We start from the raw sequence: 21,813 nt of genomic DNA, 5'->3' as shown, positions 1-21,813 counted from the left end.
CGAGGGAACGTGACGGCGAAGGTTGCCCGCTCCTCCCGATCAGGGACGTCGAGCTGGGCCTCCGGGCCGCTTGGGTGAGATAAGCTAAGCGAATCGACGGCCGGCGAACAAGTGGTCACCCCGCGGTTCTGGGAAGATTGGAAAAATTGAAAATTCAAGAATCGCGATCACTTCGCGGGCTCGACGACGATGACCTCGTGCACGGCGACGCCGGGGACGCTCAATCGGATGTGTCCGCTTTCATGCCGATATGGCAGTTCGACGCCGGAGGGCTCGAGCGTGACGCGGGCCGGTCGGGCTGGGACGCGGAGGACGACGTCCAGGGGGCCGACCGGGGGGATGGCATCGAAGACCGGCTCGGTCCGATGCGGGCCGGAGGCGTTCACCAGGTTGACGAGCAGCCGGCCCTGTTTTGTGGCGACGTGGACGTCCACCTCGGAGGCGGGGGAGCCGGTCACGACGGCGATCGGATCGGTGAAGAGCGACCGAGTGAGGGCGTCGAGGTAGGCGCGGGCCTTGCCGTTCGGCTCGTGGTTGTAAGCACGCCCCATGGGGAAGAAGGTCGCGGCGATCTTCCCCTTCCCGGACGAGGCGATGGCCCCGGCGGGGCGGCTCGCCGCCCTGTCGGTGTCGGTCGGGTGGAGCGTGCCGAACGGCTTCGCCCGGTGTCCCAGGATGAAACCTGGGGCGGTGCCTGGGAGGGCGGTGATGGAACCTTCGTGCTCCAGGTGGATGCCCCAGGGAGTCGCCGAGTCCGGCTTGACGTCCAGCGCGTCGGCGAAGAGCGCGGCGGACTCGGCGCCGACCAGCAGGAGGTTGCCGCCCCGTTTCACGTAGCCCTTCAGGTCGGCGATGAAGCTCGGGGCGAGGTATTCCCATTCGGGCACGACGATGAGCGGGTAGTCGTCCAGCCGGCCGGCGAGATGATGCTCGCCGAGGACCTCCACCGAGTGTCGAGACTCCAGGAGTGCCGCCAGGATTCCGCCCAGTCGCTCGTTGTCGCGGCTGAAGAGCTGATTCACGCCGTGATAGTGGGCCGGCGTGGAGAAGAGCAAGGCGATCTGGGGGACGGCCTGCGCGTGGTGGCAGAGAGATTGCCGGGCGCGACAGAAGGCGGCGACCTCGGCCATCACGGGCATGCGGTCGAGGTCCACGGATCCGTCGCGTCGCTGGACGAAATACGCCTGGAATCCCCCCCCAAGGGCCAGGATCACCGCGGCCTCGCGCTGGAGCTGGACCGCGGACTTGGTGTTGCGGCCCGGCGTGGTCGTCTTGCTGGGGATGGTGGTGAAGCTCCAGGCCATCAGGTCCCAGGGTATCCCCTGCCGGGCCAGATAGCGGCCCGAGAGCCGGGCGGAGTTCACGCTGTCCTGCGGCGAGAAGTCGCCCGACAGGAAGTCCACCGGGGCCGAGACGGGCTCGGGCATGTGATCGGTGAAGGCCCAGTTGGAGCAGATTTGGAAGCCCGGATTCGTGGCCTTCACGCCGGCCACGACGCGGCGGAGGTAATCGCGGTAGGCGTCGCGGTGGAAGTCCAGGAAAGGACGCCAGGCAGGATCGCCCGGGCCTTTCGGCAGGCTCGTGAAGCCGGTGGCCGCGCGGAACGCCCGCGCCGCGGCATCCCCGTAGTCGGGGACGGCGGACCAGCAGTCGCCGTCGATCCAGACCCCGTCCACGCCATAGGCGCCGGCGAGCTCGCGGAGCTGGGGGATCAGGAGCGAGTTGGCGTAAGGGCCGAATGGGGTCGTCGCGTTCGCGTCCTTCGATCCGTCGGCGTGGGTCGCGGCCCAGTCGGGATGCGCCTCCACGGCGTGCTGATCGTAGACGCCCGAGTAGTGCGTATAGAGGGCCACGCCCCGCCGCGCGGTGGCCTGGCGCCAGACCCGGAGCGGGTCGCCGACGAAGCCCGGGACGGGATTGCCGACCTTCGTCGGATAGCTCGTGTAGCCGGGATGTCCCTTGCAGTCGATCTGAAGGTAATCCGGCTTCACGAGGTCGATGATCCGGTTGACCATCGCGGGCGTGGTGTTCTTGCCGACCTCCTTGCAGTCGGGACCGGCGTGGAAGTCGAAGTGGATGCCGAGGAAGCTCTCCGATCGTCGAAGTCGGGGCGGGTCCGCGGCGCGGACGAGGGCGGGCGTCGTGAGCAGGACCAGGGCGAGCGCGATACGGCGTGGGGCGCGACGACGCCGGAGGAGGGGCGGGATCATTGGGAGTTCACCGGGGTGGGGAGGGAGGCGTGCCAGGGGAGGATGGAGATCCGCGGACCTGACCGTAGGATGCCGCGCCCGCCAGGCCGGGGCAAGTGGCTCGCGAGCCCTCCCGGTGTGAGGGCTTGCGACGGTCCCCGGCAGGGCGCTCGGCCACATCCCCTCACTTCGGTCCGATGCCCAACGACGAGATGTCCATCAGGTAGAGGCGGATCTTCCGCGTCCCCGGCTTCGCATCCCGGCCCGAGGAGAACGACAGGAGCTTGCCGTCCGGCGAGATCGCGGGGAAGCCGTCGAACGCCGGGTTGCTGGTGAGCTGACGCTCTTCACCGGTCCTGAGGTTGAGCAGGACGATCTCGAAGTTGCGCGGCGGCAGCAACTTGACGTAGGCCGCATGAATCCCGTCCGGAGCCGGGTAGGGCGCCCAGTGCGTCCCGGGCCCGGACGTGATCTGCTTCCAGTCCGAACCGTCTTCATTGAGCGTATAGACTTGCATGTCTCGTGAAGGCAGGTGCTCCTCGGACTTCTTCCAGGCCCGGGTGATGATGGTCTTGCTGTCCGGAAGGTAGACCGCACCCCCTTCCTGCAAGTCCGGCGAGAAGGTGATCTGCCGCTGGTCCGAGCCGTCGGGGTTCATCGTCCACAGGTCCATCTTGCCGCCGATCTGGCGGCCGAAGAGGATCTTGTGGCCGTCCGGGGCGTAGGTGACCTCCGCATCGTAGTCGCGGTTGTGCGTGAGGCGGGTCACGTTCCTGCCGTCGAGGTCGGAGAGGTAGAGCTCGGCGCCCTGCGGGTAATTCTTGGGGTCGGAGAAATTCCCGGGGGGGAGGTCCAGGTTGTCCCGCGTCGAGGTCCATACCAGGGCCTTGCCGTCGGGCCGGAAGAAGGAACAGGCATCGGCACCCCGGTCGTTGATCTTCCTGAGGTTCGAACCGTCGATGTTGATCGTGTAGACGTGGAACGCCGAGTCCCCGGGGAATTTCCCCTGGAAGATCAGGGCCTTGCCGTCGGGCGAGAAGTACGCTTCGCCGCCCTCCGCCACGCCCGGGACCTCCCGGACGGGTAGCTCCTGAGACGTGCTCGCGGGGGCTTGCGGACGCCCCTTCGGCTCGTCGAGGGCCGAACACGGCATCCCGAGCCCCACGGACGCCATCGCGGCGGCGAGGCTTGCGGCGAAACGCTTCATGGTATGCTCTCTCCTGGTGACAAAAATATGATGGATTGTCCCTGATGCTGTTGTAATAATCGAGGCGGGGTCGGGGATCCATCCCCTGCCCCGCCTCGCCTTCTGCGCCGCCGTCCGTGGCCTAGTATTGATCGGCGCTGATGACCTCGCCGCCGTTGATCGATCCGAGGGCCTGCCAGACCCCGACCTTGGTGCCGACGCCGGGGACCCAAACCGAGGCGTCCTTCGTCACGCCGACGGGATAGCCGGTCGCCGAATCGTAGGACCAGGTGTCGATCGTTTCCTTGATGAAACGGACCGAGCCGTCCACGAACGCCGCGTTGACTCCCCCGGGGTGGAAGCTGGATGCACCGTGGAGGAACGCGGTGCCCTGATCCTGCGGGCGGACGTTGCTTCGCTTCTGGGGGTTGACGGGCCAGTAGTGCGTGTAGCTCGAGTCGCCGAGATTCCCCCCGACCCACCAGCCTCGGTCATCGAAGGGGGAGTGCGAACCGCCCGTCGGGACGACGTTCGAGAGCAGGCCGTGCGCCAGCTCGCTGAACCCGATGGTGTTGCTCGTCCCGTCGGTGACCGCGGCGAGTCGCACCGGCGCCCTGGCGACGCCTTTCCGGCTCGTGAGGACGGCGCCGCCCGCCGTCCCGTACCCGTTGGGGACGAAGGGTCCGTTGAACTGGGCCAGGGCGGTAAGTCGATGGGCATTGTCGGCGACCGCTTCGCCGGTGCCCTGGGCCCCGGTGGACTTCCCGGTCCAGAAGCCCCAACTCGTGCGGTAGTTCGAAAAGGTGATGGGGTGGGGCAGGTTGTTGAAGAGTTCGTTCGGGGCGTAGACGGCGCGATATCCCTGAATCGACCCGTCGCTGGGGCACCAGAGGGTCGCGACTCCCGTCCCGTCGATCGTCGAATTCGTGTCACCGTAAAGCTGGACGCTCGTGTTGTACGCGTTCCAAAGCGGGCCCTGCTCGTAGTACGGCAGGAGGGCGACCAGGGGCCCGAAGCCGTCCCCGATGTCGGGCGATCCGAAGCCGTTGCAGGTGGCCCCCTGTTCGCAGAAGTTCCAGAACCAGGCCATGGGGAATGACGAGTTCGCGGACTCGTAATTCGCCAGGGCGAGGCCGAGCTGCTTCAGGTTGTTGACGCACTGGGCCCGACGGGCGGCCTCGCGGGCCGACTGCACGGCCGGGAGCAAGAGCGCGATCAGGACGGCGATGATCGCGATCACGACCAGGAGTTCGATCAGGGTGAAGCCTCGGCCCGTCCGGATTCGCGACGCGCTGCGGTGTGACATGTGAGCCTCCAGCCGTTAAGGGTGAATTCGGTAAGGTCTCTCGCTGCCGGCACAATCCCCCGGCGATCGCGTGCGGGATCAAGGGCCGGTCGTCCCTTTCTTCCCGGTGGGCTTGACCACGCCCTTCCCGGCCGACTTCTCCGCACCTTTCGGCACATCGCCGGCGCCGTCTCGGGGCGGCGTGACGATGGAGCCCCTCGGGGGCTGGCCGTCCCCGCTACCGCATCCGGGAAAACCCACGACGACGGCCACGACCACCGCGACGCATACCAGGCGTCGAGATCGGCCCATCATCATCCTCCTCACTCTCCGTCCCGAGTTCGTTGCCGCGAGACTCACTCTCCGAGTCTCCTCCGTTGATGCCCGGCCCCGTAGCCGTCACCCTTATTTCATACTAGTCATACAGGATTTATATGCATTGTCAACAAGACGCCCCGAGAATGTGGCCAACCTCGCTCGTATGTGCGCGGTTCGACCGCGACATGGTCCGAGGGCCCGGCGACGGCGGCGTCGGTATCCGGTCCCCTCTATCCAGGCCGGAAGGCCGGCACGTTGCAGCGTGCGGCGGCCTCGAGCAGACCCCGAGGGGATCGCCCACGAAGCCCGGCACGAGGTCGCGACGGGTCCTGATTCGCACCAGGTCGGGGAGCGGGTCGACGGGCCGATTCGTCCCGGAGGCATCTGGCGGCGGCGCCATCGTTCGTTAACCTGTTACGAGTTCAATAACACGCAGAACGACGCCAACCACATCCACTCAGTCTGGCGGAACATGCTCGGCGACTTCGCGATCCCGATCGCCGCCAAGTGAGTCGGGACGAAGCCCACGCCCCAACCAGCCGAGGCCGCACCGTGAGCCCCGCGAGCGATCCGAACCCCTTCCCGGAGATCCCCGAGCTGGCGCCGCTGGATGTCCAGCGACGGCTCCGGTCGGGCGAGCCGATGACGCTGCTGGACGTGCGCGAGCCGATGGAGAGGACCTTCTGCGCCATCGCCGTCCCCGCGACGGCCGGCGACCTGCACCTCCCGATGCGTCAGGTCCCCGCGCACCTCGAGATGCTGATCGCCGCGGCGGCGAAGGGTCCGTTGGTGATCTACTGCCACCACGGCGTGCGCTCCATGGCCATCGCCGAGTGGCTTACCGCGCGGGGCGTCGCGGGCGTCCATAACCTCAGGGGCGGCATCGACGCCTGGTCCCTGCAGGCCGACGCGGAGGTGCCCCGCTACGGTTGAACGGCCGCGGAGAGCACTTGTCGGGGTTTCACGCGCGCCCATCCAGCCACTACGACTTATCTCCGCCGTTACATTCCGCCGATAAGGAAAACTGATTCCGCGCGGCGTGTGCGCAGATCGGGGCGCGCCTGCAGGTTCTGGATGTCCGTGGAGTCACGGCCGATCGGAGAGGCATCCGGCCGAATTGCTTGCGCGGTGAGGAGTTCGGAATTCTCTTCACGGAGAGGTGTCCATCCGAGGCCAGGGTGCCGAACGCGCCTCGGATGGGAGGGTTCGGGCCGGAAAGGGCTCAGCGTGATGGGGCGTGCGGAACGAGTCAGCCCGATCCGCCAGGCGACGCGAGCGTTGCACTGGTTGGCGCTGGCGGCCGCGATCCCCACCGTCGCGTCGCAAGCCCAGACGACAACCCCGGGGCCTCCTGACTCCGCAGAGTCGACTCGGATCGAGCGGCTGGAGCGGATGATGTCGACGGTCGTCGAGGAGAATCGACGCCTCGCCGAGGAGGTCCGCACTCTCAAGGGGCAACTCGCCGCCCGCCCGCCGCAACCGCCCTCTCCCGCGCTCCCCGAGGCGATCCCGGCGGACAAGACGCCCGGGGTGGAGGCCCTGCGCCCGTCCCCCGGCTTCGCCCCCCCGGCGAGCGGGGTTGAGCTCGATCCGTCCCCCGCCTGGCAGGCCCTTCCCTGGACAACCGCCAGTCGTTACCGCGTCGACTACGAGAACGGATTCGCCATCCTCCCGGAGAATTTCGACGAGACCCCGTTCTCGCTCCGGATCAGGAGCCAGAACGTCTTCCGCTACGATGGGTTCTCCCGCGATGCGACCTACTGGACCGACAGCGCGGGCACTCGGAAGGTCATCGCCAACAACAACTTCTTCGGGATCCCCCGAGGCCGGATCATCTTCACGGGGAGGGTGCTCCTGCCGAAACTCTCCTACACGCTGAATATCGACTACAACTCGGTCACCAGCAACCCGATCGGCTTCCGTGCCTATGAGCTCGTCTACCGCTTCAGCCGAGCCTTCGAGCTGGGAGCGGGCCAGACGAAGGTGCCCGCGTCTCGCGAGTGGCAGGAGAGCGCGTTCGCCCCCCTGCAAGGGCCCGACCGCTCCATGGCGACCACCTTCTTCCGCCCCAGCTTGAGCCAGGGGATGTGGATCTTCGGGGAGCCCCTGGACGGTTGGCATTATCGCGCCATGGTGTCCAACGGCTTCAACACCCTGAACCTCCTCCCGAACCAGCTCAACAATCGGATGTGCTACACGGTGACGACCCTGTGGGAGCCGTGGGGAGCCTTCGGCGCCGGCTATTCCGACCTCCAGGACCACCGCGAGGCCGCGATCCGACTCGGCGGCAGCTACGCCTACGCGATCGGCCGCGGCGACCAGGCGGACAGCGATGCCGTCGAGAACTCGCCGCTCCGCCTCTCCGACGGAACGATCATCACCACGCCGGGGGCACTGGCGCCCGGAGTGACGCTCAACGCGTATGACGTCTCGCTGGGGACGATCGATTTCGCCTTCAAGCGCCGGGGACTCGGGTTGTCGACCGAGCTCTACTCCCAGGAGTTGCTCAAGTTCCGGGGGACCGGGGCGCTGCCGATCCACTCCACGCGAGCCTACGGTGGCGTGCTTCAGGGGGGGTACTTCGTGATCCCGCAACGTGGCGAGCTTTATGCCCGCACCTCCGCCGTGACGGGGGCCTTCGGCTCGGGTTGGGAGCTCGGCGGCGGCCTCAACTGGTTCTGCCTGCAGGGCCGCGACAACCTCCGCTACACGATCGACGCGACGTGGCTCGAGCATTCGCCGGCCGGCCAGAATCGGACCGGCTACAACGCCGGCCAGACGGGTCTCCTGTTCCGCACCCAGATGACGGTCGTCTACTGAGAACGTCCCGGCCGCGGATTGAGGGGCGTCGGCTCCGCCGGGCCGATCGGCCGACCAGGCCCTTGTGATCGTCCGCCCGCTCTGATACCAACCAGGTTGAAGTCAACCCGATGGGGCGAAGGAGAGGAGGCGGCGGATGAGGAACTGGACGCGGCGTGAGATCCTGGCGGCCTCGGCGTTGGGGACGGCGAGCCTGGCGGCGCGTCGGGGCCTCGCGGGCACGAGCGGGGACGATGAGGCGAGGCCGGCGAAGGCCCCGGCGAACGAATCGATCGTGCTCGGCTTCATCGGCGTCGGCGGCATGGGCTCCGGGCTGCTCAACATCTTCAAGGGATTCCCGGACGTCCGCGTCGGCGCGGTCTGCGACGTGTACGAGCCCAACGCCCTCCGGGCGCAGTCGGCGGCCGACGGCAAGCCCGAGGTGTACCACGACTTCCGCAAGCTGCTCGAGCGGAAGGACCTCGACGCCGTCGTGGTCGCCACGCCCGACCACTGGCATGCCATCCCGACGATCCACGCCTGCCAGGCCGGCAAGGACGTCTATTGCGAGAAACCGCTGACGCACACCGTCGCGGAGGGCCGGGCGGTGGTGAAGGCGGCGGCGAAGCACGGGCGGGTCACCCAGATGGGGAACCTGATCCACGCCGGCGAGAATTACCACCGCGTGGTCGAGATCGTCCAGTCCGGGGCACTCGGCACGATCAGCAAGGTGCGCGTCTGGATGGCCGCCGACCGCAGCGGCCTGGGCAAGCCCGCCGACGGCGACCCGCCGGCCGGCTGCGACTACGACTTCTGGCTGGGCCCCGCGCCCAAGCGGCCGTTCAACACGAATCGTTTCCTGTTCAACTGGCGATGGTTCTGGGACTACGGCGGCGGCCTCCTGACCGACTTCTGCTGCCACATCGTCGATCCCGTCCACTGGGCCATGGGCGTCGAGGCCCCGAGCACGATCGCCGCGACCGGCGGACGATTCGCCCTGGTGGACAACGGCGAGACGCCGGACACGCTCGAGGTCGTCTACGAGTACGAGAAGGACGGGAGGAACTTCCTCCTGGTCTGGAGCCACACCGACGCGAACACGCACGGCATCGAGGACATGGGCCAGGGCATCATGTTCCAGGGGACCGAGGCGACGCTCGTCACCAACTACAACACCCACAAGATCATCCCCGCCAAGGGCAAGGAGATCCCCGAGGTCCCGAAGTCGCTGCCGCGCTCCGTCGGCCATCATCGCGAGTGGCTGGACGCGATCAAGTCCCGCGCGAAATGCTCGTGCAACTTCGACTACGGCCACCGCCTCAGTTCCGTGGGCGCCCTGGGGAACATCTCGCTGCGGACCGGAGAGAAGCTGAAGTGGGACGCCGCCGCCGAGCAATTCACCAATCATCCCGAGGCGAATCGGCTCCTCACCAAGACGTTCCGGGCGCCATGGGCCCTGCCGGAGGTCTGATGGTTCAGTGCGTGTGCCCGTCGGCCTCCGTCGAGAGCGGACTTCATCGATCCAGACAACTACAGCGCAGGAGAGAAGAATGAGACTTCGCGACGTGATCCCGCTGGGCGTGGCCGCGTTGACCCTCGCCTCGGCCGCGGGCGCATGGGCGGGCGAGCCGAGGTGGAAGCAGCACGCCATCAACGGTCGGAGCGAGTTCGAGGCGGCCGGCGTCTTCGACGTGGACGGGGACGGCAAGCTCGACATCCTCTGCGGCGACACCTGGTACCAGGCACCCTCCTGGAAGCCCCACCACGTCCGGGACGTCGTCCGCCAGGGGACATACTACAACGATTTCGCGACCTTCCCGCTCGACGTCAACGGCGACGGCAAGACCGACTATCTCACGGTCTCCTACTTCGGCCGGGATGTCGCCTGGGTGGAGAATCCGGGCGTGTCCGGAAGCCCGTGGGCCTATCACCAGGTGGACGTCCCCGGTTCCTCGGAGACCGCCGCGATGGTGGACCTGAGCGGGGACGGCGTGCCCGACCTGCTGCCCAACACGGTGAACGTCGTCGTCTGGTACGAAGTGGTCCCCGCCCAGGGCTCCAAGGGGGTCTCGCTCAAGAAACACGACCTCGGCACCGCCGCGGCCGGACACGGAGTCGGCTCCGGCGACGTCAACGGCGACGGCCGTGTCGATCTGCTCACCCCGAAGGGCTGGTTCGAGGCGCCCGCGAAGCCGAGCAGCCAGACCTGGGCCTGGCATCCCGACTGGAACCTGGGGGCCACCGGAATCCAGATCCTCGCCCGCGACGTCGATGGCGACGGCCTGGCCGATCTCGTCTACGGCAACGGCCACGACTACGGGCTCTTCTGGATGAAGCAGGGCAAGAGCGGCGGCGGCGAGACCACCTGGACGAAGGGGACGATCGACGCCTCCGTCGCGTCCGTTCACCTTCTCCAGTGGGCGGACGTGGACGGCGACGGCCAGGCCAACGAGCTGATCAGCGGCAAGCGCGTCTACGCCCACGAGATCGAGCCGGGCGCCACCGACGGCTCCCTGATCGCCTGGTACGCCTTCGACCGCGGCACGAAAACCTGGATCCGACACGTCATCTTCCAGGGTGAACCCGCGAAGAACGCGCCCGAGAAGGCCGGCCAGCGACTCGCGCTCAAGGACTTCCCCGCCGGCACCGCCGGAACGGGACTTCAGGTCACGACCGTGGATATCGACGGCGACGGCGACCTCGACCTGGTCTGCCCGGGCAAGAGCGGGCTCTACCTGTTCGAGAACCTCGGGCCGAAGCCCTGAGCGGGGATGAGCGTTTCCCGCGAAAAAGGGTGGGGGTTGAGTCGCGGAGGTTACGGCTCGATCCCCAGTTCCCTCAATCTTGCCTCGAGGCGTCGCCGTTTCTCGGCCTCGTCCCTGGCCAGTTCGATCGCGGCGTCGCGTTGCTCGGCGATGGCGTCGCGTTGCTCGGCGATGGCGTCGCGTTCGCGAATCGCTTCTTCCTTTCCCGCCTGCGATTCATGGAATGACTCGAACGGAGTGCCGTTCGGCCTGCGGATGATCAGTGGGGAAGCCTGCGTGTCGAATCGGATGCCCAGACGCGGGCTCACCCACCCCGTTTCCGCGGACTGCTCCGCGAGTCGATCGCCCTCTCGAATCCATACCTCGAGCCTGTCCCGCGCGGGGTCGTAGACGTAGTACTCCTCAACGCCGAACCGTTCGTAGAATCGCCGCTTGCGCGTCATCTCGCCTGCGCGATTTCCCGGTGAGAGGATCTCGAAGACCACCTGGGGCGGGATCCCACCTTCGTCCCATTGAAGGTAGGAATACCGGTGCCCTTTCGGCCGGCCGATGGCGACCATGACATCCGGGGCTGCACGCGTGTTGGGGTCCCCTTCCACGGGATACCAGAACAGGTCCCCGGCGACGAAGACGTCCTGCCCATCCAGGTCGAGCTCGTCGAGATTTCCCTTGATGGTGACGATCCACTCGTACTGGATCGTATTGTCCGCCATGGGCTTACCGTCCGAATCCGGGTACTTGATCCAGGTCGGCGAGAGCGGAGGAATCGAAGGACTCATCGGACGTGTTCCCCGGAGGTGCCGGCCGTGAAACGAACGCGATCGCCCACGTCATCATTGTATACTTCTTCTCCGACCAGGGCGGAACGTGACTTCCCGGGATCCCCCGGTTCGGTCCTGGTGCGGGGTGGACGTTCAGCGCCCCTCCGGATTGCCACATCCCGCCGATCGGGATGGATCGCGAACAGGACGGACCTGTCGTCCCGGTACACTTCCCTCCAGGCCGGATCGCCACGTAGTCGTTCCGCGAGTCCGCGATCGGGCTTGATCCAGACCGCGGTGATTCGCTCGCGATCGCGGATGGTGTCCCACGCCGGTCCGCCGTAGAGCGCATCGGAGTACTCCACGATGGCGGGCTTGCCGTACAGCTCGAAGCGGTCGTCGATGTACGTCAGCCGCCGAGGAGTCGTCTCGGACTCGATGAGTCCCCCCCATTCGAGCTCGTGGAAGAGCCTGGCATTCAGGGGCTGGGCGTCGAGCTTCGGGAGCGCGGCGACGGGCCAGATGCCGTTGTCGAACGTCCCCAGCGGGACGCCGGCGGCGACCAGGACGAGGACCAGGAGGACGAGCGCGGGGATCCACGAGATCCTCGACGGCGCCGGCCGCCAGTAGTCGGCGAACTTGACCGGCAGCGCGTCGAGCATGGTGGCGAGCGGAAAGGCGGCGACGATTGCGAACAGGGGGACGTTCCGGACCGAGGTTAACGCTAGGTGCAGCCAGACCAGGACGTGAACGAGCTGATAGCGGTCCACCCGGCGGGAGACGAGCATCGGCAACGCAATCAGCGAGATCACCGCCAGCTCCATCGCCTGCACGTTCGGCTGGCCGAAGGGGACCGGCATGTACTCCTGGATGAGCGACGTGACCTCGCTGGTCACCAGCAACCTGGCCACGTGGCGATACAGGTTCATCCCATAGGGATTGAGCAGCGCCGCCGCGAGACACGCCGCAAATACGAGGGCGAACTTCGCCACGTTCATCCCGCGTTCCCGGTCCCAGGGCCCGGCCACCGCGTGGGCCAGGGTCGCCGTCCCGACGATCCCCGGCAGCGCCAGGAAGCCGCCGTGGATGTTCGCCAGCAGTGCCGTCAGCAGGGGCACCCAGGCGACGATCCATCCCCCCCTCTCATGCTGTACCTGGCAGATCCGGACCGTGGCCAGCACGAACGCGAAGGTGAACAGGTGAGGACGAATCAGGAAGTGGATGCAGCCGATGGTCATCGCACCGAGCGCCACGTAGACGGCGATCACGGGCGAGCTGCCGTCGCGAATCAGGAACTTCGCGAGCGCCGCGTAGATCCCCGCCAGGAGCAGCGCCGAGAGGGCGACGGCGGCCGGCCAGCCCCAGCGGGCGACGACCAGGGCGAGGCCCACGTCGAAGGCCCACGACTGGTCCACCCATGGGGCGCCCTGGCGCGTGAACGTGAGCGTGTCGCACCGCGGCAAGGCGCCTGCCGCGAGGATGTCCATGCCCAGCCGGTAATGCCACAGGGTCCCCGGATCGTTGAACAGGGCGATCCGGCCGCGGACCAGGATGACGAGCAGGACCAGCCCGAAGACGACCTCGGACGGGCCGGGCAGGAAACGGCGGGCGCGAACCACGCGGGCGCTCCTTTCGTGAGTCCGGGACGGGGCCTCCCCAGGGAAGCCTAGTTCACGGCGCCGGGAGTGAGATATACTGCACTGGCCTCCCCGCCGGACTCGTGACGTCCCCCCTGCCTCGCCACCATCCTCGAGGTCATCGTGAACGGCCCCCGCCCCGGCGTGAACCGTCGCAACCTCTTCCGCCTGCGATCGCCGGCCGAACCGGGCCCGTCCGCGCCCCGCAACGAGGAACAGGCCGAGGAATCCCCCGGCGCGGCGGACCTCGTCCGCGTGCATCGCCCGGCCATGGGGTCGTACTTCGAGGTCCGCCTGGGGGCGAGGCTCCCCGGCGCCGTCGACCTGGCGACCAGGGCCCTCGACCTCGTGGACGAGCTCGAGGCCCAATTGACGGTCTATCGCGAGGATTCCGAGGTCAGCCGGCTGAACGCGACGGCCCACCTCGGCCCCGTCCCGGTCGAGCCCGCGCTGTTCCGGCTGCTCGAGCAGGCCGTGAACCTGGGCCGGTTGACCGGCGGAGCGTACGACGTGACCGCCGGTGCCCTCTCCGAGGCCTGGGGATTCACCCGGGGGCCGAAGCGAGTCCCCGATCCGGTGTCGCTGGAACACGCCCGGGCGCGGACCGGCTGGCATCACCTGAGGCTCGATCCGGCCGCGTCCACGGTCGCCTTCGATCGCCCGGGGATCTGCATCAACCTCGGGAGCATCGGCAAGGGTTACGCGATCGACCGCGCCGTGGCCCTGATCCGCGACCACTGGCTTCCCACCTCCGCGATGGTCCACGGCGGCCAGTCCAGCCTCTTCGCGCTCGGCTCGCCCCCGGGGCGGTTCGGGGCCCGCTGGGAGGTCGCGCTCCGCAATCCGCGAGACCCGGAGCGTCCGCTCGGCGTCATCCGCCTCCGCAATCGCGGGCTCGGGACGTCCGGCGGGGCCTTCCAGAGCTTCGTCGCCGACGGCCAGGTGTTCGGGCACATCCTCGACCCGCGGACCGGCCGGCCGGCGATGGGGCCGGCCAGCGTCACCGTGCTGGCCCCGACCGCGGCCGAGGCCGACGCCCTCTCCACGGCTTTCTACTTGCTCGGCCCGGACGGGGCGCGGGAATACGTCGCGACCCGGCCGGACGTGGCCGCGATCTTCGTCCTGGAGGAGGCCCGCGAAGATCGACCCCGGATCCTGACGGCCGGCCTGAGGCCGGAGGATTTCCTCATCGACCCCGCTGCGGTAGACTTGATGACGACTTCATGAAGGCCAGGGCGGAAGGGTTGCGTCCCGGCCGCTGACCCGCCCCCCGCCATGCCCTGCAACGCAACCTCAGGACCGACTTCATGCCCACCTATACCATCCCCCCCTGGCTCCTCTCCAATCGCCATTATCCGGGCTTCCTCGCCGCCTTCTTCCTCGTCCTCCTGCGCGTCGCGATCGGCTGGCACTTCCTGGTGGAGGGGCTGGACAAGGCGGAGTCCGTCCGCCTGGCCAAGAAGCCGTTCTCCGCGGAGATCTACCTGCGGAACGCGGCCGGGCCGCTCGCTCCCGAGTTCCGCAAGATGCTGCCCGATGCGGACGGCCTCGCCCTCCTCGATCCGACGGCTCTGAAAGAGGCCTGGGCCGATCGCGTCTCGGCCCTGGTGAAGCACTACAACCTGGACGCCGACGATCAGGCGAAGGCGAAGCAACTGCTCGACAAGAGCCACGAATGGATCGACGTCTGGTTCAACGGCTACGACAACCGCGAGGCCCGCGAAAAATACCTCCACGAGCTGAAGCGGACGGAGGAGGTCGAGCGGAACCCGGAATCGCTCTCGTACGACCTGGAGCGGGCCTGGGACTCGCGCCGGAGCCTGGAGACGGACCGCCGGACGCTGACCGCCCCGATCGTCGCGCAGGGTGAGACCCTGGCGGCCGCCGTGACCGCCCTCGCCACGCCCGAGCAGGTGAAGGCGGCCGGCGACTTCGTGCCAGCCTGGACGTTCCTCGACGTCGCCAACAAGCTGACGACCTACGGCCTTTGCGCCATGGGGGTCTGCCTGATCCTCGGCTTTCTGACGCCGTTCGCGGCGGTCTGCGCCGCGGCCTTCCTGGCGATGATCTACCTGAGCATGCCGCCTCTGGCGAACTCTCCCCCCAATCCCAAAGCCGAAGGTCACTACTGGATCGTCAACAAGAACCTGGTCGAGCTGATCGCCTGCCTGGTGGTCGCCACCACCGCCAGCGGCCACTGGTTCGGCCTCGACGCCCTGGTCTTCGGCGGCCTTCGCCGCCGCCGCTGGGCCCGTTATGAGCGCCGCCTCGTCGAGAAATATGGCCTGGTGAACGAGGACGACGGCGACGGCGACGTCCGCCATTTCAAGTCGGCCGCCGTGGCCCGGTCCTGACCCGATCCCCGATCCAAGATCCCCCATGGAGCGAGCGATGACGAACCTGACCCCGGAGCAGCGGATCCTCGGACGAGAGAACGCGGATCGGGCCCTCGGCATGACCCGCCGCGACTTCCTGGCCGCCGCCGGCGCCGCCACCACGATGGGCGGCTTCTATTTCGGCTACAAGGGGCTGGGCGACAAGCCCCCCGTCAAGGCGGCCATCATCGGCACCGGCGACGAGGGTTGCCAGGCCATGATCCGGTTCCACAACCGCGACTACCTGAACTTCATCGGCTTCTGCGACATCCGCCCGTCCCAGCAGGAGCGGGCGAAGAAGGAGTTCACCGACCACAAGCAGTACTCGCCGGAGGACGTCAAGAAGCTGAAGCAGTATCCCTCCAAGAAGGAGATGCTCGAAGATCCGGACGTCGAGGTCGTCGTCATCGCCCTGCCCCTCTGGCTCCACGCCCCGGTGGCCATCGAGGCGATGAAGGCCGGCAAGCACGTCTTCACCGAGAAGCTGATGGCCCACTCCGTGGCCGAGTGCAAGGAGATGTGCCGCGTCGCTCGCCAGACCAACAGGCTCCTGGCCGTCGGCCACCAGCGGCACTACTCGGCGCTCTACGACAACGCCAACTTCCTGCTCCAGAACGGGGTCCTCGGCGACGTCCGCCACATCCGCGCCCTCTGGCACCGCAACAACGCGCAGCCGATGGTGGCCAAGGACAAGGACAACAACACGATCTACGACCCCAAGACCGGCCTCCCCGAATGGGTGAAGGACGACAAGGGAAACATCGTGTATCGAGATAGCTGGAAGAAGGCCATCCCCGACTCCGACAAGAATGTCGACTACGCCAAGTTCGGTTACAAGAGCCTCGAGGAGCTGATCCGGTGGCGGCTCTACAACCGGACGGGTGCGGGGCTGATGGCGGAGCTCGGCAGTCACCAGCTCGACGCCTGCTCGATCTTCCTGGGCAAGAAGCACCCGCTCGCGGTCACGGGCGTGGGCGGGACGATCTTCTACAAGGACGGACGCGAGGTGGACGACCACGTCTTCACGACGTATGAGTTCCCCTACGGCCAGGACGACAAGGACCGCGTGGTCGTCACGTATTCGTCGATCAACACCAACTCGTTCGACGGCTATGGCGAGATGGTGATGGGCTCTCGCGGGACGATGATCGTCTCGCAGGAGAAGGAGATCCTGCTCTACAAGGAGGCGGGCAACGCCACGCTCTCGCGGCAGACGAGCATCACGATGGAGACCGTCGGCAAGAAGCCCGCGCTCGAGACCAGCCCGAGCCTGGCCGGCCCGAGCGCGGCCACCGCGATCGGCGGCCTGGCCACGGCCGACCCCTCCCGCGGCTATCGCGAGGAGCTCGAGCACTTCGCCTACTGCGTCCGCAACGGCAACGCGTCGAACTACCACGACGACAAGGACCACCAGCCCCGCTGCCGCGGCGAGGTGGCCCTGGCCGACGCCGTCATCGCCCTGACCACCAACCTCGCCATGAAGCAGAACCGCCGGATCGAGTTCGACCCCGCCTGGTTCGACTTCAAGTCCGACAAGACGCCCGAAGGCGCGCCGGCGATCGCGGCCAAGACGAGCTAATCGCAGCCCCTGATCCCAGCCCAATCGACGGGGCGAGGCGTTCGCGTCTCGCCCCGTTCTCGTTTTGTGGATGCCGGCTCCGCACGGCGACCGCGCAGGCGAATGCCGCCTCTCACTCGCGGACGTCTTCCGAATCCCTCGGCGCGAGCCAGATGGTTCCCCAGCTGCGCTTCTGCCCGAAGTCCGTCATGCAACCGGCCACGGCGGAATCATCCGGGGCTATGCATATCATGTGGCCGTCGGCCTGGGAGCGGGGGATCGTCGTTCCGCGATCATGAAACCATTTCATGTGAATGGAAGTGCGCAGTGTCGCGATGTTGAATGTCTCGAGCGGATGATCGACCGCCGAGGGCCATATGGCGCAGCGACCGTCAGCCGAGATCTCCACAGTTTCGAAGCAGCTATCTCGATCCCGGATAATCTTGATGGGCTCGGCCGTTGTTCCGTCATGGAGCACCAGTTTGCCATCAACTCCGCTCGAAAACGCGGGGCCGACGTGAGGGGCGAACGTCAACACGCTGAGCGGGCCAGCATGACCCGATGCCGTTCTCCGAAGAAGGGTCCCGTCCGGAAGGTTCCAGAGCAGGATTGTGCCCCCGCCGCCTGCGGCCGCGAGCTTCGAACGATCCGGTGTAAAAGCGAGTCTGCTGATGGACGTCAAGGCGGGCTCAAGTCGCAACACGCGAGGATCGTGCTGGTCCAAGGCGAGCCATGCCGCATGCCCATCCATCGTAGCGAAGGCAAGTCGCGAACCGTCACTGGAAAACTGGAGGCAGGGGACGGTCGGGTCGGCGTTGGCCTCGAATGTGGTTAGGTCGGCCCCATCGACACCCTTGACGACGATGGTCCCGTCGGCCCGACTCCAGGCGATCCGGACCGCACCGGGCGAGAGCGTTTGCCCGATCGGAGATTCTCCCGGCGGGATCATAGCCAGCTCGAGCTGCATTTCCCCGGTCCCACGATCCCATGTACGGACGTAACCGTCGATGCTCAGGGTGACAACCGATCGGCTGTGGGCGGAGAAGGCCATCGCGGCGATCTGCGGCATCCCTTCGGAGAATGGTAGGATCCCGGTTCGCGGAGGAATCTCCCAGACCTTCACCGTGGAATCGTTACCCGCTGAGGCCAGAGTGTGGCCGTCGGGAGAAAAGGCGACATCCCAGACGCGCCCGTCATGGCCGAGCAGGAAACCCCTAACGCTTCCCTTTCCGACGTCGTGAAGGCCGATGGCGGATAGGGTCCCGGCTGACGCCAGGAGCGTCCCGTCGGGCGAGAATGCGGTCGATTCGACGTCGTGGGAATAGGCATAGAGAGGAGCACCCGGAGTCTGAATCCGCAAGATGCGCACCCCGCGACCCGCTCCGCCTGATGTCGCCAGTATGTCGCCGTTCCGCGACCGCGAGACGTTGCGGAAGGCCGTTTCTTTCTCCGCGTGAAGGAGCGGAAAAACCTCTCCCGTCGTCACGTTGAGTCGCAATAACCAGCGCGAGGTTGCGATCGCCACGGACTCTCCGTCCGACAGTGCGGCCATGCCCTCTACCCCTCCCTCGTAGACACGCCAGCGAGCGACTTCTCCCCCGCCGACGCACTCTCGGACAACGACCCAACCGTCGCGATCTCCGGAAATCAATCGTTGCCCGTCGGTTGAGAAAATCACGGCCACCGCCTTGGCGGGATGGGGCAGCCGTCCGAGCAGGTTCGCACCGTCCGAACACCGCCAGAGCGCGACGGAACCATCGTCGCTGGCCGTTGCGAGTTGCAGGCCGTCCGGAGAGAAAGCCACCCAGTTTACGTCGCTTTCGTGGCCCGTGATTGTCCTCCGCAGCGTTGCGGTCGCTGTGTCCCAGAGCCGCACACCGTCCTCACCGGCGGAGGCCAGGATCGACCCGTCGGGCGAGTAAGCGACCTTGTAGACGGGCCCGCGGTGTCCGGCCAGCGTGGCTCGCTCGTCGTGCAGACGGCGACGGGAGTGGAACCAGTCCAGCGATCTAAGGTCGGGCTCGCCGGTCCGCGGCTCTTGCTCCTTAACGAGCTGCCGGGCCTTCTGAATGTTCGAGGAATCATCGAGCCTTATAGGTAGGAAGGCCTCCACGGCGTTGAGGACGCTCACATAATGATTCGTCCGAGCGACGATATCCGGGGATTCCGGTTTCGCGGGGAGTGTCGTGGGGGCCGGTCCCTCCGCGGCCTCCCGCCTCGTCGAAACCCGGAAAGCCAGGACGACGGCGAGAGCGAACAGACCCGCCGCGCCCAACCATATTCGCCCTACGAGCCGTCGAGGAGTCCGGATGGGCTCTCCGTCCAGGAATCGGCGGAGGTCCGCGGCCAGCGCGGCCGCGTCGGGATACCGGTCCTCGGGTCGACGCCCGGTGGCGCCCCTGAGGATCCTCCTCAGGGATGGAGGGGCGGCGAGCATGCGTTCGCCCGCATCGGATCCGGCTTTCCCCTCCCTCGCTCCGCTGGCCCGACTGAGCAACTCGCCCAGGATCATCCCGAGGGCATACACGTCCGTCGAAGGTCCGACGCGCTCATGATCTCCCGATGCCTGCTCCGGCGCCATGTATCGTGGCGTTCCCAGGACGGCTCCCGTCTGGGTGATCTCGGCTCCGGCCTCCAGGAGCTTGGCGAGTCCGAAGTCCGTGACCCTGGGGCGAAAGCTCGGCCCGTCGCCTTCGAACTCCGAGGTTGCGACCGGCTCGAGCAGGATGTTCCGGGGCTTGAGGTCCCGATGAACGACGCCTCGCGAGTGGGCGTGGGCGACGGCCTCCGCCACCATGAGTACGAGGCCGGCCACCCATCGGGCGGACAGTGGGGGGCCATCCCGCGTGGCGAGCCAGTCCGCAAGAGTCAACCCTCGACAGAAGGCCGATGCGATGAAGCAGACCGGGCCGATCTCGCCAAGTTCGTGGACCGGGACGATCCCCGGATGGTCGAGCATCCCCGCGGCCTGGGCTTCCCTGAGGAATCGCCGACGAAGTTGAGGATCCTCCAGGAGTTCCGGGCGAGGCACCTTGAGCGCCACCTTGCGATTCAGGGTCGTGTCGCGCGCCAGGAAGACGACACCGTGACCGCCTCGGCCCAGTTCGCGGATGATCTCGAACTTTCCGAAGGTTCGAGCCGAGGGTTCACCCTGGCTCGGCTCAGGCCAGATCCGGTGCAGCAGGTCGACGCATTCGACCGCCCGGGTCAATCGCGCGAAATCGGACGGGTCGAGTTGGGTCGGCGGCTCTGCGGCCGTCTGTTCATCGGGCGGTCGAGGCCGCGCGTCATAGGCGGCGAGCATCGCCGCCAGCTCTTCGTCCTCCGTCCGCGATTCATCGCCAGGCTCGTCAATCGCCATGGTTCCGCGCCATGTCTCGAGACAGCCGATCGATAGCCCGGAACCAGTGCATCCGCGCCGCATCCGCAGACTTGCCGAGGATCTTGCCGATGTCGGCGAACGGCAGGTGCTCGTGATTGCGAAGTTCAATCACCCTGCGGTCCGCCTCCGGCAGCCGTTCCATCGCCGCGACCAGCGCCAGGACCTCTTCATTCCGACTCGCGCGAGTGCTCGGCGTCAATTCGTCGTCGGCGATCCCGGCCGCATGCTCCGGGCCGATCGGGACTTCTCTTCCGGCCTGTCGCTTCTGCTGCCGGAATCGTCGCCCAAGGTCGCGGAGGTTGTTGTGAAGGATACCGCGGAGCCACCGTTTCACCTCCTCGGACGAGCCACCGCGTAATGCCGTCCTTCCGTAATGGGCTTCGATAAGTGTCTCCTGCACCACGTCAGAAGGCCCGCACTTGCCTTTCAGGACGGGATCGAGCTCGCGTCCTGCGATCATGAGCAGGTAGGGGCGATAGCTTTCGAGCAAGTGGTCGGTGATCGAATCATGGGATGCCCGAATCAGCGACTCTGAATTATGGGCCATGAACCTCACCGTGCCAGTGGGGTCGCGACGATGCGGACTTTGATGATGTGGATTTCGCCGGTTGATCAGCAATCGTTGGTCCCGATTATCGTGAAACGAGACCGTTCGGTTCAAGCCAAAAATCCGCCTCAGAGGTGTCGGCTCAACTTTGAGGATTCCCAAGTTCGATGACCAAGCTCAAGTCAGGACTCGAGTTCCAGGGGCTTTAGATGTGGAGATGCTTCCCAATGCTCAGGCGATGCTCTTTCAGTTGCTTCCTGGCAGTCGTTGGTGTGTATTGCCAGGCGGATGCCCAAGCCGGATTCCTCGACCCAAACTCGTTCGCGTCGTTGGGGGCCTTCCCTTCCGCTCCAGGGGCCTACTCCTTCGACACGAATACATTCCTCGGAGCTCCACGACTCAACCTCTCGGGCGGAGGGTTTATTTCGGGCGTGTTTTCGAACGGCGTCGCGGTCTTCACTTTTGACTCGATTAACATTACTGCGGACATAACGGTTGCGATATCTGGCCACAATTCGGGGAATAACGCCGTTCCGCTCGCACTATTGTCTCGAAGCAACATTCTCATCGCGAGCAACCTAAATCTCGACGCCCAAGGGTCGTTCGCTGGCGCCGGAGGATACCTTGGGGCTGGCCAAGGGAGTATCAACCAACCTGGCAGCGGCCCTGGAGGTGGAAGTGCGCCGGGCGGCGGAGGGGGCTTCGGTGGGGCTGGCGGCAACTCCCCGAATGCTACCGGTGGCAAAGCATACGGAGACCTGGCTACGTTGCTTCAAGGAGGGAGTGGCGGCGCGAATGGCAACAACAGCGCGAGCATATACGGCGGTGGTGGTGGCGGTGCCATCGAAATCGGAGCGAACGGGAACATCGTAATCAAGTCTCAGATATCGGCCAGTGGTGCCGGGGGAACTGCGGACTACATCTCGGTTAGCGGAGGAGGAGGAAGCGGTGGGGGAATTCTCATTCACGGAAACTCAGTGAGCCTGGATGGACCGTCAGCTCAATTGCTCG

General features: G+C 66.7%; 14 protein-coding genes. 7 read left to right on the top strand and 7 right to left on the bottom strand.

Annotated features, from left to right (window positions below; translation table 11 throughout):
• Positions 1-167 precede the first annotated feature (167 nt).
• The 3 genes from G6O54_RS04120 to G6O54_RS04110 form a co-directional block, all read right to left on the bottom strand.
• Positions 168-2,210: an alpha-amylase family protein gene (locus G6O54_RS04120; RefSeq protein WP_165220423.1), complete on the bottom strand. Its 2,043-nt coding sequence runs from the start codon at positions 2,208-2,210 to the stop codon at positions 168-170.
• Between the two features lie 163 nt (positions 2,211-2,373).
• Entirely contained in the window at positions 2,374-3,396 is a 1,023-nt protein-coding gene (locus G6O54_RS04115) for a TolB family protein (RefSeq protein WP_165220420.1), read from the bottom strand.
• Between the two features lie 121 nt (positions 3,397-3,517).
• Positions 3,518-4,681: a DUF1559 domain-containing protein gene (locus G6O54_RS04110; RefSeq protein ID WP_165220417.1), complete on the bottom strand. Its 1,164-nt coding sequence runs from the start codon at positions 4,679-4,681 to the stop codon at positions 3,518-3,520.
• Between the two features lie 849 nt (positions 4,682-5,530).
• Here G6O54_RS04110 and G6O54_RS04105 point away from each other — a divergent pair.
• The 4 genes from G6O54_RS04105 (at position 5,531) to G6O54_RS04090 (ending at position 10,542) form a co-directional block, all read left to right on the top strand.
• Entirely contained in the window at positions 5,531-5,911 is a 381-nt protein-coding gene (locus tag G6O54_RS04105; RefSeq protein WP_250846712.1) for a rhodanese-like domain-containing protein, read from the top strand.
• A gap of 294 nt (positions 5,912-6,205) precedes the next feature.
• Positions 6,206-7,798: a putative porin gene (locus G6O54_RS04100; RefSeq protein WP_165220414.1), complete on the top strand. Its 1,593-nt coding sequence runs from the start codon at positions 6,206-6,208 to the stop codon at positions 7,796-7,798.
• 136 nt (positions 7,799-7,934) lie between these two features.
• Positions 7,935-9,248: a Gfo/Idh/MocA family protein gene (locus G6O54_RS04095; protein ID WP_165220411.1), complete on the top strand. Its 1,314-nt coding sequence runs from the start codon at positions 7,935-7,937 to the stop codon at positions 9,246-9,248.
• A 79-nt stretch (positions 9,249-9,327) separates the two neighbouring features.
• A complete protein-coding gene (locus G6O54_RS04090; RefSeq protein WP_165220408.1) occupies positions 9,328-10,542 on the top strand; it encodes an FG-GAP repeat domain-containing protein in 1,215 nt (404 codons plus the stop codon).
• A gap of 50 nt (positions 10,543-10,592) precedes the next feature.
• On the opposite strand, the gene G6O54_RS04085 is transcribed toward G6O54_RS04090, so the two are convergent.
• Positions 10,593-11,321: a Uma2 family endonuclease gene (locus tag G6O54_RS04085; RefSeq protein ID WP_165220405.1), complete on the bottom strand. Its 729-nt coding sequence runs from the start codon at positions 11,319-11,321 to the stop codon at positions 10,593-10,595.
• Complete coding sequence (locus G6O54_RS04080) at positions 11,318-12,922, bottom strand: hypothetical protein (protein ID WP_165220402.1); 1,605 nt, start codon at positions 12,920-12,922, stop codon at positions 11,318-11,320. The genes G6O54_RS04085 and G6O54_RS04080 overlap by 4 nt, the downstream gene beginning before the upstream one ends.
• A gap of 141 nt (positions 12,923-13,063) precedes the next feature.
• Between G6O54_RS04080 and G6O54_RS04075 the strand changes: the two genes are divergently transcribed.
• The 3 genes from G6O54_RS04075 to G6O54_RS04065 all read left to right on the top strand — a co-directional run bounded on the left by G6O54_RS04075 (position 13,064) and on the right by G6O54_RS04065 (position 16,894).
• On the top strand, positions 13,064-14,167 hold the full coding sequence (locus G6O54_RS04075; RefSeq protein ID WP_165220399.1) for an FAD:protein FMN transferase: 1,104 nt from the start codon (positions 13,064-13,066) through the stop codon (positions 14,165-14,167).
• A gap of 80 nt (positions 14,168-14,247) precedes the next feature.
• Positions 14,248-15,294 carry a DoxX family protein gene (locus G6O54_RS04070; RefSeq protein ID WP_205678667.1) on the top strand — a complete coding sequence of 349 codons (1,047 nt, stop codon included), beginning with the start codon at positions 14,248-14,250 and terminating at the stop codon, positions 15,292-15,294.
• A 37-nt stretch (positions 15,295-15,331) separates the two neighbouring features.
• Positions 15,332-16,894, top strand: coding sequence for a Gfo/Idh/MocA family protein (locus tag G6O54_RS04065; RefSeq protein WP_165220396.1), 1,563 nt, complete (start codon positions 15,332-15,334; stop codon positions 16,892-16,894).
• A 112-nt stretch (positions 16,895-17,006) separates the two neighbouring features.
• Here G6O54_RS04065 and G6O54_RS04060 read toward each other — a convergent pair whose 3' ends face one another.
• Positions 17,007-20,234 (bottom strand): WD40 repeat domain-containing serine/threonine-protein kinase, encoded by a 3,228-nt coding sequence (locus tag G6O54_RS04060; protein ID WP_165220393.1) that lies wholly within the window; start codon positions 20,232-20,234, stop codon positions 17,007-17,009.
• Positions 20,224-20,916, bottom strand: coding sequence for a sigma-70 family RNA polymerase sigma factor (locus tag G6O54_RS04055; RefSeq protein ID WP_165220390.1), 693 nt, complete (start codon positions 20,914-20,916; stop codon positions 20,224-20,226). Before G6O54_RS04055 ends, G6O54_RS04060 begins: the two co-directional genes overlap by 11 nt.
• Positions 20,917-21,813: the final 897 nt, after the last annotated feature.

The organism is Aquisphaera insulae (assembly GCF_011064615.1).
GTDB lineage: Bacteria > Planctomycetota > Planctomycetia > Isosphaerales > Isosphaeraceae > Aquisphaera > Aquisphaera insulae.
This window is presented reverse-complemented; position numbering and strand designations above follow the sequence as displayed.